The sequence below is a fragment of the Bacillus sp. SRB_8 genome (genome assembly GCF_003264205.1).
Taxonomy (GTDB): domain Bacteria; phylum Bacillota; class Bacilli; order Bacillales; family Bacillaceae_G; genus Bacillus_A; species Bacillus_A mycoides.
The window spans coordinates 169,971-184,987 of record NZ_NADT01000018.1; the positions used below are offsets into that span (position 1 = coordinate 169,971).

At 35.4% G+C, this 15,017-nt stretch carries 19 protein-coding genes; 4 read left to right on the top strand and 15 right to left on the bottom strand.

The annotated features are described in order from the left end of the window. Nucleotides 1–11: 11 nt before the first annotated feature. From rsmH to panE, 3 genes are all read right to left on the bottom strand, one after another. A complete protein-coding gene (rsmH, locus tag B5P40_RS10810) occupies nt 12–944 on the bottom strand; it encodes a 16S rRNA (cytosine(1402)-N(4))-methyltransferase RsmH (RefSeq protein ID WP_002014746.1) in 933 nt (310 codons plus the stop codon). Nucleotides 945–1,310: 366 nt separating this feature from the next. Next, nucleotides 1,311–2,927, bottom strand: coding sequence for a bacillithiol biosynthesis cysteine-adding enzyme BshC (bshC, locus tag B5P40_RS10815; RefSeq protein ID WP_002128861.1), 1,617 nt, complete (start codon nt 2,925–2,927; stop codon nt 1,311–1,313). Between the two features lie 79 nt (nt 2,928–3,006). Next, the gene (gene panE, locus B5P40_RS10820) at nt 3,007–3,894 is read right to left on the bottom strand and encodes a 2-dehydropantoate 2-reductase (protein ID WP_002165143.1); all 888 of its coding nucleotides are present in this window, start codon (nt 3,892–3,894) and stop codon (nt 3,007–3,009) included. A 295-nt stretch (nt 3,895–4,189) separates the two neighbouring features. Between panE and B5P40_RS10825 the strand changes: the two genes are divergently transcribed. After that, nucleotides 4,190–4,663: an N-acetyltransferase gene (locus tag B5P40_RS10825; protein WP_002014751.1), complete on the top strand. Its 474-nt coding sequence runs from the start codon at nt 4,190–4,192 to the stop codon at nt 4,661–4,663. Between the two features lie 33 nt (nt 4,664–4,696). Here B5P40_RS10825 and B5P40_RS10830 read toward each other — a convergent pair whose 3' ends face one another. From B5P40_RS10830 to B5P40_RS10840, 3 genes are all read right to left on the bottom strand, one after another. Further along, the gene (locus tag B5P40_RS10830) at nt 4,697–5,203 is read right to left on the bottom strand and encodes an RsfA family transcriptional regulator (protein ID WP_002066865.1); all 507 of its coding nucleotides are present in this window, start codon (nt 5,201–5,203) and stop codon (nt 4,697–4,699) included. 130 nt (nt 5,204–5,333) lie between these two features. After that, the gene (gene rpmF, locus B5P40_RS10835) at nt 5,334–5,507 is read right to left on the bottom strand and encodes a 50S ribosomal protein L32 (protein ID WP_001984764.1); all 174 of its coding nucleotides are present in this window, start codon (nt 5,505–5,507) and stop codon (nt 5,334–5,336) included. A 61-nt stretch (nt 5,508–5,568) separates the two neighbouring features. Beyond that, on the bottom strand, nt 5,569–6,069 hold the full coding sequence (locus tag B5P40_RS10840; RefSeq protein WP_002014753.1) for a YceD family protein: 501 nt from the start codon (nt 6,067–6,069) through the stop codon (nt 5,569–5,571). Between the two features lie 153 nt (nt 6,070–6,222). Here B5P40_RS10840 and B5P40_RS10845 point away from each other — a divergent pair, with 153 nt between their 5' ends. After that, nucleotides 6,223–7,464: a nucleotidyltransferase gene (locus B5P40_RS10845; protein ID WP_164081469.1), complete on the top strand. Its 1,242-nt coding sequence runs from the start codon at nt 6,223–6,225 to the stop codon at nt 7,462–7,464. A 26-nt stretch (nt 7,465–7,490) separates the two neighbouring features. Here B5P40_RS10845 and B5P40_RS10850 read toward each other — a convergent pair whose 3' ends face one another. After that, nucleotides 7,491–8,516 carry a SepM family pheromone-processing serine protease gene (locus B5P40_RS10850; RefSeq protein ID WP_002088283.1) on the bottom strand — a complete coding sequence of 342 codons (1,026 nt, stop codon included), beginning with the start codon at nt 8,514–8,516 and terminating at the stop codon, nt 7,491–7,493. Next, nucleotides 8,509–9,300, bottom strand: a complete 792-nt coding sequence (locus tag B5P40_RS10855) for a patatin-like phospholipase family protein (RefSeq protein WP_002138096.1) — start codon at nt 9,298–9,300, stop codon at nt 8,509–8,511. Before B5P40_RS10855 ends, B5P40_RS10850 begins: the two co-directional genes overlap by 8 nt. Before the next feature lie 112 nt (nt 9,301–9,412). Between B5P40_RS10855 and ylbJ the strand changes: the two genes are divergently transcribed. Continuing rightward, nucleotides 9,413–10,642, top strand: coding sequence for a sporulation integral membrane protein YlbJ (gene ylbJ / locus B5P40_RS10860; protein ID WP_002033736.1), 1,230 nt, complete (start codon nt 9,413–9,415; stop codon nt 10,640–10,642). Here the strand turns inward: ylbJ and coaD are convergent. Both coaD and rsmD read right to left on the bottom strand, forming a co-directional pair. Beyond that, nucleotides 10,634–11,125, bottom strand: a complete 492-nt coding sequence (coaD, locus tag B5P40_RS10865; RefSeq protein ID WP_002142952.1) for a pantetheine-phosphate adenylyltransferase — start codon at nt 11,123–11,125, stop codon at nt 10,634–10,636. The two genes, ylbJ and coaD, sit on opposite strands and share 9 nt — an antisense overlap. Next, the gene (gene rsmD, locus B5P40_RS10870; protein ID WP_001266992.1) at nt 11,122–11,688 is read right to left on the bottom strand and encodes a 16S rRNA (guanine(966)-N(2))-methyltransferase RsmD; all 567 of its coding nucleotides are present in this window, start codon (nt 11,686–11,688) and stop codon (nt 11,122–11,124) included. Before rsmD ends, coaD begins: the two co-directional genes overlap by 4 nt. Before the next feature lie 529 nt (nt 11,689–12,217). Here rsmD and B5P40_RS10875 point away from each other — a divergent pair. Next, nucleotides 12,218–12,607, top strand: a complete 390-nt coding sequence (locus tag B5P40_RS10875) for a DUF7147 family protein (protein WP_002014762.1) — start codon at nt 12,218–12,220, stop codon at nt 12,605–12,607. A 54-nt stretch (nt 12,608–12,661) separates the two neighbouring features. Here B5P40_RS10875 and B5P40_RS10880 read toward each other — a convergent pair whose 3' ends face one another. The 5 genes from B5P40_RS10880 to ylbD all read right to left on the bottom strand — a co-directional run bounded on the left by B5P40_RS10880 (nt 12,662) and on the right by ylbD (nt 14,969). Next, on the bottom strand, nt 12,662–12,928 hold the full coding sequence (locus tag B5P40_RS10880; RefSeq protein WP_002088292.1) for a YlbG family protein: 267 nt from the start codon (nt 12,926–12,928) through the stop codon (nt 12,662–12,664). Nucleotides 12,929–13,055: 127 nt separating this feature from the next. Next, entirely contained in the window at nt 13,056–13,508 is a 453-nt protein-coding gene (locus tag B5P40_RS10885) for a YlbF/YmcA family competence regulator (protein ID WP_002014765.1), read from the bottom strand. 116 nt (nt 13,509–13,624) lie between these two features. Continuing rightward, a complete protein-coding gene (locus tag B5P40_RS10890) occupies nt 13,625–14,197 on the bottom strand; it encodes a histidine phosphatase family protein (protein ID WP_002014767.1) in 573 nt (190 codons plus the stop codon). A 77-nt stretch (nt 14,198–14,274) separates the two neighbouring features. Then, on the bottom strand, nt 14,275–14,520 hold the full coding sequence (locus B5P40_RS10895; RefSeq protein WP_002014770.1) for a YlbE-like family protein: 246 nt from the start codon (nt 14,518–14,520) through the stop codon (nt 14,275–14,277). 11 nt (nt 14,521–14,531) lie between these two features. Further along, on the bottom strand, nt 14,532–14,969 hold the full coding sequence (gene ylbD, locus B5P40_RS10900; RefSeq protein WP_002014771.1) for a YlbD family protein: 438 nt from the start codon (nt 14,967–14,969) through the stop codon (nt 14,532–14,534). Nucleotides 14,970–15,017 lie beyond the last annotated feature (48 nt).

Genomic DNA, 15,017 nt, shown 5'->3' on the forward strand with positions numbered 1-15,017 from the left:
CTCTCTCCTTTTTATCGTTTTTCAGCGATTCTCAACTTCGCAGAACGCGCTCGATTATTTTCTTCTAATTCAATGTCAGAAGGTAAAATCGGTTTCCTTGTAATAAGCTTTAATTTCGGCTTAAATTCATCCGGAATAATCGGTAGTCCCTGTGGTAATTGCGGCGTTGTGCTATTTCGCTTAAACGTCGTTTTACAAATACGATCTTCTAAAGAATGGAATGTTATAACACTAACTCTTCCACCAGGCTTGACCATATCAATTGCAGATTCCAACGCTTCTTCAAATACTTTTAATTCATCATTTACAGCAATACGAATCGCTTGAAATACTCGCTTCGCAGGATGTCCACCTGTTCTACGTGCCGGAGCTGGAATACCTTCTTTAATTAATTCCACTAATTCTCCTGTCGTTTCAATAGCCTTATTCTCGCGATAAGCTTCAATTTTCCTTGTTATTTGCTTTGAAAATTTTTCTTCTCCGTATTGGAAGAAAATTCTTACGAGTTGTTCATATGACCAGCTGTTCACAACATCATATGCTGTTAATGGGGCATCTTGATCCATCCGCATATCTAACGGTGCATCATGATGATAACTAAAGCCACGCTCTGGTGTATCTAATTGTGGGGATGAAACACCTAAATCGAATAAAATCCCGTCTACTTCTGTGATACCTAATTCATGTAGTTTTTCAGATAAATAACGGAAGTTGCTCTTCACTGTTACAAATTGTTCACCATAAGAAGAAAATTTTTCCTTCGCATTTTGAATCGCTATTTCATCTTGATCAAATGCTATTAACTTTCCACCATCTGTTAGCTGAGATAATAAATAAGAACTATGTCCTCCTCCACCCAGTGTACAATCTACATATGTACCACTCGGTTTTATATCTAAGCCATCTACTGTTTCTTTCAAAAGTACTGTTACGTGTTTGAACATTGCTGCACCTACTCTTTTTCCAATTAATTATGTTAAATACATTTCTCACTCTACAAACACAATTTACTACTAGAGGATGAAATGCTACTAAAGAACGACTCATTTAACTTCCAACAAGGTAGTACGCTATACAAATCGCTATTTTATTTTATTATATACTAATTTTTATCATTTTTTGCGGGAATTTAAACAAAAACCTGTCGAAAAAGATATTAATCCGTTTACATTTTGTGCTATTTTGTCATATATATATACCTGATACATAGCGATTCATTACATTAACATAAGATGGATAATTCAGAAATATTTCACTTCACAGTTAATTCAACAGAATAAAAATAAAATCCTGCTCAAAAGAGCAAGATTCTATAGTTTTATTACATGATGTTTTCCATCCCACGAAAAAGATTGTTCCATTACCCGGTCAACAAAATCAAGGCCGAACTGATTTAAATAATAACACACATTCCACACACGTTCTTGCGGTGCTCCTAATGGACGAAGCGCGAATTGTAAACGGCGGAATTTATTCAGTTGAACCTCATGTTTCTTCTCAACATTTCTTTTCAACATTTTTTCTAACAGTTCAATTTGCTCATTAATTTTCAGTTCATTTTTCCCCGCAAACTCATTTAACCCTGGATCTATTTTTTTCACGAATTGTTGTAATGATGTATGAATATCCATTATTTCTTTTTTCGCTTCTATAAATCGCTCGTCTATCGGTTCCTCTATTTGATTAGAAAGCCAATTGTCACGCAGATTATCTATATTATTTAGAAATGGATCAATTTCTTGCAAATCTAAATCATATAAATCTGTCGCTATATCTCGCTCCATATAAGTAATTGTAAGCCGCGGAACAACAGGTGGCATTTGGAAACCTGCCGTATGAAACACTTGTTGCAATTCACTCCAATAAGCTAACTCCCCTGGACCGCCAATAAACGCTAACGTAGGAAACACATATTCTTGCATAAGAGGTCGCGTTACAACATTATTACTAAAACGTTCTGGACTTCTTTCCATCTCTTCCATCAATTCTTCATACGAAAATGAATGCACTCCATCTTTTCCAATAAACTTCCCTTGATTCTCTTCAAGCAATACTCGCTCATTATCAATTTCCATAAATATATGCACTGCATTTGTCTTCGTTTCAATAATCGGTTTAAATCCTAATTCCTTAAGTACTTCCTGTTGATTACGAAGCCCTACTTGAATTTCTTTATATTTACTTATAATTTGTTGTAAAAACGGCACTTCTAATTTTCTTAATGCAGGATGATGTGAATCTACAAGAATTAAACCAGAATTTGCGAACATTTTCGTAATAAGGTGCGCAAAGAAATCTACATATGTATGCGATTTACCTAAAGCATCATCAACAAATTGTAATACATCCTTTGTAAAATTCGTTTCCGGATATGTTTTAAAAATCTCTTCGACCCATTTTCTACAGTCTTCAATAGAAAACTCAGACTCAGAAGCACTCGCCTTTTTCGGATAACGATCATGAAAAATGGTCTTTTTTATTTTTTTATTTTTCGTTACAAATGTATGATTAATTTCATCCATATCATGGTCTTCACCAGCAATCCAAAAGACAGGAACAACCCGAACCCCTAAGCTCTCTTCTTTTTCTTTTGCAAGCTGTAAAATTGAAATGATCTTATGAACTGTATAAAGCGGACCAGTTAATAACCCAGCTTGTTGTCCAGCTATAACTACATATGTATTTTCATCTTCAAGCGCTTTTATATTTTGAATTGTAAATTCTCCCGCTTGCAATTGTGTATTATATTCTAATAAATGCGTTACTAAATCTTGACGGAAAAACTCTCTCTCACGTAAATCATGTAAACGCTGTTTAAAAGCATCCTCTGTTAACAGATAATCAAAACATGACTGTATCTCTTTTTTACCGTTCATATAGTCCGCTACAACACCTTGTAGTGGAACAGAGATTTCTTTTATCTCCATATAATTCTTCCTTTCGTATCCTGTTCTCTCACCAACCCACATTGTATTCAATGTTTCACGTAAAAGCAAAGAAAAACACTTATAATTCCATTCCTTTTATTGCATTGAACAAAAATCGAAGTGTCGGAACAGATTGTTGTTGTTCCTTAGCTTCTTCTAATACATATCCAACAATCGCGTTAACTTCCGTTTGTCTATTCGCTCTTACGTCCGCTAACATAGATGAAGTATTATGGGATGTTTTTTCACATACTTGGCATACCATTTTCCATAGCATTTCCTTATCTTCTTCTTTAACAAGAAATGCAACTTCCTGAAATACTTGCTCCATCATTTGATAAAAAAGCGGGTTTGAAATTAACTCCCCGTTCTCAACCCGCAATAATGCCGTCAACGGATTAATACATACATTGACTACTAATTTATTACGCATAATCCCCTTCCAATCATCTTCTATCTGAATCGGAAAATAATCAAAAGGAAAACAATTAAATACCTTTTTAAAACAACTAGATTGACCACGCACTACACCAAACTTTGTAACACCTATTCCAGTATGACGAACTGTATGTCCATCCTCTTTTTTTGCACCATGCTCCACAATCCCGACTGCTATACGTTCATTTCCTATTTTTCGCATAACGTGAAGATGTGACATTCCATTTTGCAAAAAGATTAATGACGATTCTCCCTGCACAAAAGGTAATATATCAGTTACATGATATTGCTTTACAGCAATAAATATATAATCTAACTGTTTATCCAGCATACTTTCTATCGGTAAAATAGATGGAAATACCGTTTCACGTTCTCCATTCCTAATACAAGTTACACCCGTTAAGTTTAATTCTTCTGCTTGCTTATCGTTTCTTGTAAACAACGTAACATCTTGATTACTTTTTTGTAAATAAAATGTATATAGGAGACCAATAGCTCCCGGTCCAACAATTCCAATTTTCATCTTCACACAAAGAACTCATATTAACAAGTGATATAAGTTCCCTTGCCTTTCCCCCTTTATATCTTATTAAATTACAATTATATAGTTGAGGATTCAATTACCTTTTAACAAATGCAACCTCTTCTTTCACTACGTATATACTACCTATATACATAGTTCTATTCTTAGTTTAGCAAATCCTCAAAAAAATAATGAAAGAAATATTCTATCTTCTTCATAAAAATTTAAAAATGAGTTATAATATTATTATAAATATTTTAACTTTTCTGCATTCAACAAGATAAGAAAAGGACGTGATGTAATGGGATTCCCAAAAGTTGAACGCTTGCTCATCAATTATAAAACATTAGATGAATTTAAAAAATTTAAAGGGTGCGGAGCTCAAGAACTATCCATGTTGGAAGAATTACAAGCAAACATTATTGAAAATGATAGTGAGTCTCCATTTTACGGTATTTATTATGGTGGATCGCTAATCGCACGTATGAGTCTATATATGAAAAGGAACGGTGGAGAACCATTTGAAATTACAGGTACTTACCTAGAACTTTATAAACTTGAAGTATTGCCGACTTTTCAAAAACAAGGATTCGGACAAATGCTTGTTAATTATGCGAAACAACTACAATTCCCAATTAAAACGATAGCACGTATCCAGTCATCTGGTTTTTGGGATAAATTAAGTTTCCAGCCAGTATCAGTAACTGATGGTGATTTTTATATTTGGCATCCAGAAACAAATTCGAATGCGATTACAAACGAAGAATCTGCATAAGAAACAAAAAAAACAGCTGTTACGCAGCTGTTTTTATTTCTTTAATTTTTCTAATTCTCCATTCGAGCGAGCGCCATTTCTTTCCGCTACCATTACACTTCTTTTTTGATCGATATAATCAAGTAATGTTCTATATTCTTCCTCATATACTGATAATCGCTCCAGAAGACGTTCTTTCTCTGTTTGTAACGATTCAATTTGTTGTTGCAACACCATTAAAGAGCTTTCATCTTTATAATTTCGCAAGAATTCAATAACATCATTCAATGTAATTGATGTAGGCTCTAATACCTTTGTCTCTTTCACTTCATAATTTTCTACTTTACGAAGTTGCTTTGCTTCTTCAATACGTTCTTTGTATTGCTTTCTAACATAAGAATTCCACCTAAATCCACATGCTGCTGGTGTGCGAGACAAATGTCTCCCCACTTCTTTAAAGGCAGAAAGTTGTGTTCCACCTTCTTGAATATGCCGGAGTACTACTTCTGCCAGAAGCAAATCTTCATCATCAGTCCAAGCATCTTGTCTTGTTGTCGCCATCTCTCTAGTCCTCCCTATGCATTTTTTATTAAGCATATGCAGTTACTAGAAAAGATAGAATACAACAAATAAAGAATAAGACAAAAAAAAATAAACGTAGAAGATATCTTCTACGTTTATTTTCCCGCAATTACTTGCTGATTACTTCTTTACCTTTGTAAGTACCGCATGCTTTACATACACGGTGAGCTAATTTCGCTTCACCACAGCTTGGGCACTCTACCATACCAGGTACTGATAATTTGAAATGCGTACGACGCTTTCTTTTTACTGTTTTAGAAGTTCTTCTAAAAGGTACAGCCATTCTTCCCACCTCCTTAAAAGAAATAGTTATTTTCATATGAAGGCCTAAACCAGTCTTCCGATTATTTGTCAAAAAACTTTGCAAGTCCTGCTAATCGTGGATCAACAGTCTTTTCTTTGTTTTCTTCCGAAATCACTTGCCAGTCTTGACCTTGCATCGGTGCTCCACCAGAAACATCATCACTGAAAATTTGCATTGGAATCTCCAAAAGTATATTTTCCTTGATTACGGGCAGTAAGTCAAGTACTTCTCCTTCTAAACAATGAATTTCAGCTTCTGTTTCAAATTCTTCTTCCGAAGTTTGGAACACCTCAGTTGTTTTAATGTCAAATGGTAATGTCACATCTACTAAAGAGCGAGAACATGGTAAAACCATGCTTCCAGTTATATGTAGATGAAACGTAAACTTACCGGAGCCAAAATCAACTCTTCCTGTTACATGAGCAGGATTAATTTCACGAATATCTTTCTCGACCTCTTTTAGCTCACTTACATCTACCATTTCATTTAATGTCAATCCTTTATTTCTCAATTTATTCAATTGATGGATGGACCATTTCATATCATATCACCTCAAGGCAACAAACAAAATTATAGCTAGCCATTTTATATTTGTCAATGTTTTTTCTTTACACTATAATGAAGTCATCATAGGAAATAATATATAGACTATCACGTTTTCCAAAAAGATGCTACATCGAAAGGAGAGATTACCATAAAATCCAGTGGTATTGTTGTTGAATATAACCCTTTTCATAACGGTCATGCTTATCATGTGCAACAAACAAAAAAGTTAACACAGTCTGATATTATTATCGCCGTTATGAGTGGTCCTTTTTTGCAGCGTGGTGAGCCCGCACTCATCTCCAAATGGTATCGTACCAAAATGGCCTTAACAAACGGCGTAGACCTCGTTGTAGAGCTTCCATATGCATTCGCAACACAAAAGGCCGAAACTTTCGCAAATGGCGCAATTTCGATTTTAAACGCCCTTGGTGTTTCTGAAATTTGTTTCGGTAGTGAAGATGGACAAGCTGAAAATTTCTACAATACCATCGCTATACAAAAAAATGAAGAAGAGACTTTTAATCGTCTTGTGAAGCAATTTATGAATGCAGGTAATAGTTATGCGAAAGCTACATCTGAAGCCTTTCTACACATCTTACCACCCGAAAAAAACGTAGATATGTCACAACCAAATAACATTTTAGGCTTACAGTACATTAAAGCAATTCTCTTACAAAACAGTTCGATGCAAGCACAAACTATAAAAAGATTCGCCTCTCATTATCATGATGAAACATTTCACGATCAACATATTGCAAGTGCAACAAGTATTCGCAAACAGCTATTTAATGAAAACAGTTCCTCTACAACTATTGAGCCTTTTATCCCGAAAATGACTGCTTCTCTTTTAGAAAACTACAAGCAAAACTACGGGACGTTACATAACTGGGAAAAATACTTTTCATTTTTTAAATACAAACTTATGACGATGTCTTCAGAGGACTTACAACATATATATGAAATGGAAGAAGGTTTAGAGCATCGTATTTTATCAAAAATACAAAACAGTTCATCTTTCTATTCATTCATGGAAGCATTAAAAACAAAACGTTATACATGGACTAGATTGCAAAGAGCTTGTACACATATTTTAACAAATACAACGAAGGAAGAAATACACAAAGCAAATATAGAGCAACATGCGCCGTATATCCGTCTTCTCGGAATGTCACAAAAAGGACAAACTTATCTTTCTAGAAATAAGAAAAAAATAGAACTCCCAATCCTTACTCATACAAAAACATTCGAACATCCAACTTTAGACATAGAACGAAAATCAAATGCTGTATATTTCTCCATAATGCAAGAACCTTTGCGGACACAACTGCTAAAACAAGACGCAACGCATCATCCAATTCGTTATGATGAAATAACGAAAAAATTCCTATAAGAAAAACCTCTCTTCTTCAGAGAGGTTCACTTTGTTTTACCCATTTTTTCCAAATAAGTTAATGCATCATCCAGTGTGTCCACTGGTACAATTTTCATCTTCGTTTTAATATCTTTCGCAGCTTCAAGAGCATCTTTATAATTCGATTTCTCTACACCTTTTTCATTTGGCGCAAAAAACACTTCAGCTCCCGCATCACTAGCAGCTACTACTTTTTGCTGAATACCACCAATTGGACCAATTTCTCCTTTATCATTGATTGTACCTGTTCCAGCTATTTCATGTCCGTTTGTTAAATCTTCTTCAACGAGCTGATTATAAATTTCTAGTGTAAACATTAACCCCGCTGATGGACCGCCGATTTCATGGGAATCGATTTTCACTTTCGGGTCTACTACTAACTCTCTTTCCGTAACGATAGAGACCCCTATACCGACGCGTCCATTCCCATTAGGGATCGTCTTTACATTTAAATTTTCTTTAAACTGTTTTCCGCCCCGCTTGTATTCAATATTTACTGTGTCCCCTTCTTTTTTCCCTGTCATATACTCAATAAATTGTTCCGTCTTGTCGAATATTTTTCCATCGACAGCTATAATAACATCTCCAAGCTTAAGCTTTCCCTCTGACGGCATACCCTTTGCTACACCAGCAACTAGTACACCTTTATTTTCAAAAGAAACAGAGCGATTTGCACGTTTATAAGCATTATAGATTGCTGCATTTTGCGAATCTTTCATTGCATAATTTTGGCGAAATTGATATTCTTCATCACTCTCGCCTTTTTGCAATATTTCTTCCGCCTTCGAAACGTGTGTATATTTATTAAATTGCGCGGCTATTAAGTTCACCACATTAGCAGGTCCCATTGAGACAGTGACAAGCATGAAATCACCAGACTCTTTAGTTCCACCGTCAACTTGCACGTACGGCGCTAATTTCGCGGCCATACCTGGTTTTGTCACATAATACGGCAAGCGCACATAAACAAGTAGCATCGCCAATATAACCCCTATTAAAATTGCATATATAAACCGAAAACGCTTAAACATTATGTTTCTCCTTCCACTGCTCAATTAGTAAATAAATGTTTGAAATATGTTGTTCCGCTTCCACTTCTCCGACCCTAATAATGTCTTCAATATGTGTAAAAGCACGCGAACTAAATTGTTCCACTGCTGGCCGCATCATTAAATCTGATGCTATTTGCCGATTCATCACAAGTTCATGTTGCATAATTTCAATACTTTGCATAATTACATCATAAATCGATGTAACCTCTCCATTCACCTTAATTGGAGATACATCAACAGCAATAACAATATCAGCACCTAAATCTTTTACAACCGATACGGGAATACGGTCAATTACCCCTCCATCCACTAATAAGCGGCCATCTATTTTTTCTGGAACAAACACCCCTGGTACAGATATACTAGCTCGAACCGCCTCCGCAATCGGACCACTTGTAAAAACAACTTTCTCCCCCTTCAAAATGTCAGTAGCCACAACAGCTGTCGGGATATCTAACTCTTCTAAATTTTTATTATATGTAAACATTTTAATCATATCTTTAATACGTTTTCCAGCAATAAATCCCATTTTAGGAACTGTAAAATCCAAATAATATTTCCTTTTAAAAACAGCGGCCAATCTATACAGTCTTTCAACGTCACAACTCGCTGCATAAAATGTACCAATTAACGCTCCTATACTACTACCTGCTATCATGTGAATAGGGATGCCAGCTTCCCTTAACACTTTTATTACCCCTATGTGAGCAAAACCTTTTGCACCTCCGGATCCAAGCGCTAAACCGATTTTTGGTTCCTTCATTTTTCTCACCCTTTAATTTTTTTCATTCCTTTTTCATACTTATGGTCTAAATTCACCACATATCCACGTATACTGAAATGAACGTTTTTGGGACAAAGGGGGATTTTCTTACATGTACGAAAAATGGAAAACTGCTTTTCTTACCATATCAATGTTGTTTTTAACCTTTTCTCTTGTACTTCACCCCCAAGATGCTTTGCAAGCTTCAATTCGCGGGTTAAATATATGGTGGGAAGTTGTATTCCCTTCACTACTACCGTTTTTCATCATTGCGGAACTTCTAATCAGTATTGGTATTGTAAAATTTATCGGTGTTATATTAGAACCACTAATGCGTCCACTGTTTCGTGTTCCAGGGGTAGGCGGATTTGTTTGGGCAATGGGAATGGCTTCAGGATTCCCCGCTGGCGCCAAATTAAGCGCTAGACTACGCAAGAGCAATCAACTAACACAAATTGAAGCGGAACGACTCGTATCTTTCACAAATTCTTCTAATCCACTTTTTATTTTCGGAGCGGTTTCTATTGGTTTTTTCAATAATCCGAAATTAGGACTCGTATTAGCAGCAGCACATTATATAAGTAACTTTATCGTCGGATTACTTATGCGCTTTTATGGTAATAACGATACTTACATAAAAGACAAACATACGAATCAAAAGCGTGCCTTTCAAAACCCTTTTTCCATCCTCCACCAAACACGTATGCAAGAAAAAAGACCAATCGGAAAACTACTCGGTGACGCTATCGTTTCTTCTATTCAAACATTGCTCATGATTGGTGGGTTTATTATTTTATTCTCTGTTTTAAATAAAATGATTACTGTTTTCAAAATTACAGAAGCGCTTTCTTTTATTATGCAACATATTTTATCATTCTTCCAACTTACATCCCAATTTAGTATTCCGATATTATCCGGTATTTTTGAAATGACGCTTGGAAGCCAAATGATTAGTCAAATTAATGAATCAACACTTCTTCAACAAGCGATGGTAACAAGCTTCATTTTAGCATTTAGCGGTCTTTCTATTCAGGCACAAGTAGCAAGCATATTAGCGGAGACAGATATCCGCTTTAAACCATATTTTTTAGCTCGAATTATCCAAAGTATTCTCGCTCCTATTTTCACTTTTATATTTTGGGGACCATTTTATGAAAAAGTTCATTCTTTCTCGCCTACGCAAGAAGATCTTCCCGTATTTTTATTGAATCATTCTTATACACTAACTGATATTTGGACATCATTTATACACTACGGACCAATCTTCACCTTATTTTGTTTATATTTGTATGTCATCTTATTGTTTTTACGCATTCATAAAGAAAAACCCCGTTCACTTTAACGGGGTTTTAAACTTTTCTTTTAAAGCACGCTCTACAATCGGAGGAACAAGGTCTACTACACTCCCACCATATCTCGCAACTTCTTTCACAATACTTGAACTTAAAAATGAATATTGATTATTTGTCATAATGAAGAAGGTTTCGATACTTTCGTCTAGTTTTCGATTCATTGAAGTAATTTGCATCTCATATTCAAAATCAGAAACTGCTCGTAAACCACGTAATATTGCATTTGCATTACGCATTTTTGCATATTCCACCAATAATCCACTATGTGAATCAACTTTTACATTCGGAATATCCTTTGTCGCCTCTCGAATTAACTCTAGGCGTTCTTCTACCGAAAAGAATGGTTTTTTTGATGAATTGTTTAAAACAACTACATATACTTCATCAAATACTTTTGCTCCCCTTTTAATAATATCCAAATGTCCAAGGGTAATTGGATCAAAACTCCCTGAAGAAATAGCTATACTTGTCATTCTGTCCCCTCACCTTCATACTTATAAATCGAAATTGCTGTAATCCCGTAGTTTTCTGCCCGTACTTTTACAAGTTCTCCTATAGAATCAGGTAAAACCACGTCATCCCCATGCTCTGCCATAATGATGCCATCTTTATTTAACAATCCATGTTGATCCATTACACTAACTAAAGACACAATTTTTTGAGCTTTATATGGAGGGTCTATTAGTATAAGATCGAATGAGATTTCACGCTTTATAAGCGCCTTTACCGCACGCTCTGCATCATTTCGGTACACTTCAGCTTGTTCTTGTAGTCTACAGCTTTCTAAATTTTGATGAATGACTTTTATCGCTTTACTATCTCGGTCAACAAAAATCGCTTTATCAATCCCTCTACTTATGGCCTCAATTCCAAGACCACCGCTACCACCAAATAAATCAAGAGCGATACCACCATCATAATAAGGACCTATCATATTAAAAATAGATTCTTTCACTTTATCTGTCGTTGGACGCGTTGTATTACCAGGTACCGCTTTAAGTGGGTGCCCTTTACATTTCCCTGAAACTACTCTCATCTGTTGTCACTACCTTTATTTCAATCTATAGAGCGATTACAGCAAATTCATTTCAATTCGGTAACCGCTACCGATTCATACTATTTCATACATTTTTTCATTAATCTGTTATTTAACTAATTGAAAACCTCAGTTAAAATAATCGCTCGCTATTTCTTTCATATCCATTTCACTATTTGCAAGCAACAACCCTCTATGTACATCAGTTCCACTTTACCTTTTTTATCCTATCATAAAATAAAAAAAAGAAAAATAAAAAGCCTAACATAAATTTTAATTTCATTATGTATATCTTCATTTTAGATTGGACATAAATAAATATAACAACATCATTTTCGATGTTGTTGCCAACCGCGGAGAAGACTTACGTTTCCCCATAAGTTCTTCCTCCGGTTTCTCCTCTCCCTTTGCCTTCTTACTAGTAGTACATACTAGTATTAGAAGGGCCCTGCTTTGCAGGGTTTTTTTATTTGTCTACTTTTCATTTAAAAAGTGAGGTGGTACAGTAAAAGAAAGAGGAGGAAAAAATATGATTCAACGCTTTATAGAACTCGGAGAAGGCTACTCTGACTTATATGAATTACTTGAAATTGCCAAAACAAACCAAGAACGTGTAACACATATGTTACAATTCGAAACTGTAAAAAACGAAAAAAAAGTGTGTTCACTTGTTGTAATACTAAAACCGACAACTACTGGTGATTTCCAACCATTATACATATGTCGTGAAGGCATTCCTGTACTTGAAAATAAAAAAAGTAAACGTGTCGTTTTATTTGAAGAAATGGCGGAACAAATAGGGAAAAAAGTTACTCCCTTTACTGTAAAACCATCAACAACTTTCCCTGAAAAAGAACTATTTTTTAATCATCTAATTGGTATTTTACGAATGAACAATTTCATTCCTCCAATGAAATAACACGTTATTTCAAGTGAAAAATCCCCTGCTAAATTTAGCAGGGGATTTTTTTACTTAGCTATAATCGTATTCTTTTGCCCGATCAGGACGCGAATTTTCGAATTCCGTTTTTAAAAATGGGCGATACGACTGTTCTACTTTTTTTACAAAAGGAAGTTTATTCAATTTTTGCATCATATGCTCAATTTGTTCCATATCACAATATACAACGGCATATTTCAAACGTTTTGATATGTAATGAATGTTACCATATTTCCTTAAAATCTTGGCATGTTTCAATGAATGTAAATAAACAATCATACTTTGTCGTTGCCCGAACATAATCTTCTCCATCTTCTCCTTTTAAAAACTTATATTCTTATATTTTATGAAAACCAATCATAAATTTATGACATTAAAGAACAAACTCTGTATACGTTTTCTTCTATATTCTAAAAAACGGGGTAAATTACCCCGTTTTTTTACAACCACAACCGCCTCCGGTACCACAACCACCGCCACAGCCACCCGCATCAAAAAACGGATTTCCTGTTGGAACTTTAACGGAAGAAGATACCTCAGAACCAATTGCTACACTAACTTCATCTAATAACTTCTGTAAAGCTGTTTCTGCTCTTTTAAAAGTTGCAACCTTATCATGCATATCTACAGAACGCTTTAATTCCCTCATTTTCGTCGAAACGAAAGTATAATCAGGATGATATTTACCAAAACGTTGCACTTCTTCGTATCGCTCTTTCATCGCTGTAAATTGCTGAATTAGCGTCTGGACTTCTATATCTTCTTGTAAATCCTTATAATACTTACGGTAATCTTCTGCTATATCTGAACAGATGATCGCTTTTGCAAGCTGCTCTGCCTTATCTAAAATCAATACGCTTTCCAGCGTCGCTACAATCATGAGAGACACCTCCGAGTATTCATCATAACACATTTGGAACAGAACTACTAATTGAAGTGTCTCACCTAAAAGAAAGATATGATTCTAATTACTTTTCATACAATCTCCTTGCACTCTTATACACTAATATGCTCCGCAATATTATATTTAAGAACATCCCATTTCCCGCTATTCTCTTTCACGTAGCTAATACATGCGTTTTTTAACGGCGTTTTAAATGTAATTTCATTTGGTGCAATTGCGTGTAAAATAGCTTTTATTGCATGTGAATGCGCAACAATGATAATACGTTTATCTCCATGTGCTGCTGCAACCTGTTGTAAAGCCGTAAAACAGCGCTCTACGATTTCTTCATCCTGTTCCATTCCTTCTACATTACCTTCTGTAATTAACTCTCTAACGGCCGCAACTGGTTTCCCAGAAGCTTCCCCAAAATTACGTTCCATAAATCGCTCATCTAATAAAATAGATGGTAATCCAATAGCCCCAGCAATTTCCTTAGCAGTTTCTTGCGCTCTAATTAACGGGCTACTTATAATTATATCCCACGATTCCGCTTGCAAGGCAGCTGCACTTTGACTCGCTTGCTTCTTCCCAACTTCATTGAGTGGAATATCTTCGCGCCCTTGAATAATCTCTTGAAAGTTCCAATCAGTTTGTCCATGTCGTACTAAACAAATTTCCGTCATGCTGCAACTCCTTTTTTAAATAATCCGATTCTATTGTAACAAAAGTTTTGCATAACGGACATAGTTTTCCCTTCCAATTACGTCGTATTTTGCTGCTTCATATACTGGAACATATCAATCATAATTGAAGCAACGGCCAATTGATTTTGAAATTTTTCCACTTTATCTGGTATCGTTTTTTTGAAATGCTGCATGGCAGCTAACTCAAAAGCTTCTTTTTCTTCTGGGTTACGCGTCAATTTCCGGTACCAGTATGGCTGTTCCCGAATATAGCGAGCTAAATCCTCATCAGCTTTTATAAACTCCATAAGCTCTGCTCTCATTCTCTTTCCCCCTAATCCTTTTGAAAGAAAAAAGGATTATTTTCAGAAGTACTTTGTTCTTGCTGCGCACGGTTTCCTTGAAATTGTTGAATAACTTGTTGCACGCTACCAATCGCACTCGTTACATTTGCTAAATGATGTTGCATTTGTTCTACGTCTAGCTTTTTAAAGAAAGAAAGCATTTGCCCCATCACATCAGCAGTTTTTTCCTCTTCTGTTCGATTTTCTTTTTCTTCTTTATTTTCTTTTACCGAAGAAAAAGCAGGTGCTCCATCAGGTCTATATGCTGTCCATATTTGATCTTCTTCACCAAGTAAGTACCATTCTTCATAAAATTGCTGCCAAGTTTTTTGACCACCTCTAACCTCATGAACCATTTTAGGGTGATGGTTTACAAACTCTTTAAACTGTTGAACCGATGGATGTAACGGCCCTTTTGTTGTTGGCATAATCCTCACCTCTTCATGTATATCTACTATATTGTAAGAAAAAAAAGG

Excerpts from the sequence above, each read along its gene's own strand:
- rsmH (WP_002014746.1), bottom strand. The coding sequence starts at position 944 with ATGTTCAAACACGTAACAGTACTTTTGAAAGAAACAGTAGATGGCTTA.
- bshC (WP_002128861.1), bottom strand. The coding sequence starts at position 2,927 with ATGGAGATAAAAGAAATCTCTGTTCCACTACAAGGTGTTGTAGCGGAC.
- B5P40_RS10825 (WP_002014751.1), top strand. The coding sequence starts at position 4,190 with ATGGGATTCCCAAAAGTTGAACGCTTGCTCATCAATTATAAAACATTA.
- B5P40_RS10830 (WP_002066865.1), bottom strand. The coding sequence starts at position 5,203 with ATGGCGACAACAAGACAAGATGCTTGGACTGATGATGAAGATTTGCTT.
- rpmF (WP_001984764.1), bottom strand. The coding sequence starts at position 5,507 with ATGGCTGTACCTTTTAGAAGAACTTCTAAAACAGTAAAAAGAAAGCGT.
- B5P40_RS10840 (WP_002014753.1), bottom strand. The coding sequence starts at position 6,069 with ATGAAATGGTCCATCCATCAATTGAATAAATTGAGAAATAAAGGATTG.
- B5P40_RS10850 (WP_002088283.1), bottom strand. The coding sequence starts at position 8,516 with ATGTTTAAGCGTTTTCGGTTTATATATGCAATTTTAATAGGGGTTATA.
- B5P40_RS10855 (WP_002138096.1), bottom strand. The coding sequence starts at position 9,300 with ATGAAGGAACCAAAAATCGGTTTAGCGCTTGGATCCGGAGGTGCAAAA.
- ylbJ (WP_002033736.1), top strand. The coding sequence starts at position 9,413 with ATGTACGAAAAATGGAAAACTGCTTTTCTTACCATATCAATGTTGTTT.
- coaD (WP_002142952.1), bottom strand. The coding sequence starts at position 11,125 with ATGACAAGTATAGCTATTTCTTCAGGGAGTTTTGATCCAATTACCCTT.
- rsmD (WP_001266992.1), bottom strand. The coding sequence starts at position 11,688 with ATGAGAGTAGTTTCAGGGAAATGTAAAGGGCACCCACTTAAAGCGGTA.
- B5P40_RS10875 (WP_002014762.1), top strand. The coding sequence starts at position 12,218 with ATGATTCAACGCTTTATAGAACTCGGAGAAGGCTACTCTGACTTATAT.
- B5P40_RS10880 (WP_002088292.1), bottom strand. The coding sequence starts at position 12,928 with ATGTTCGGGCAACGACAAAGTATGATTGTTTATTTACATTCATTGAAA.
- B5P40_RS10885 (WP_002014765.1), bottom strand. The coding sequence starts at position 13,508 with ATGATTGTAGCGACGCTGGAAAGCGTATTGATTTTAGATAAGGCAGAG.
- B5P40_RS10890 (WP_002014767.1), bottom strand. The coding sequence starts at position 14,197 with ATGACGGAAATTTGTTTAGTACGACATGGACAAACTGATTGGAACTTT.
- B5P40_RS10895 (WP_002014770.1), bottom strand. The coding sequence starts at position 14,520 with ATGAGAGCAGAGCTTATGGAGTTTATAAAAGCTGATGAGGATTTAGCT.
- ylbD (WP_002014771.1), bottom strand. The coding sequence starts at position 14,969 with ATGCCAACAACAAAAGGGCCGTTACATCCATCGGTTCAACAGTTTAAA.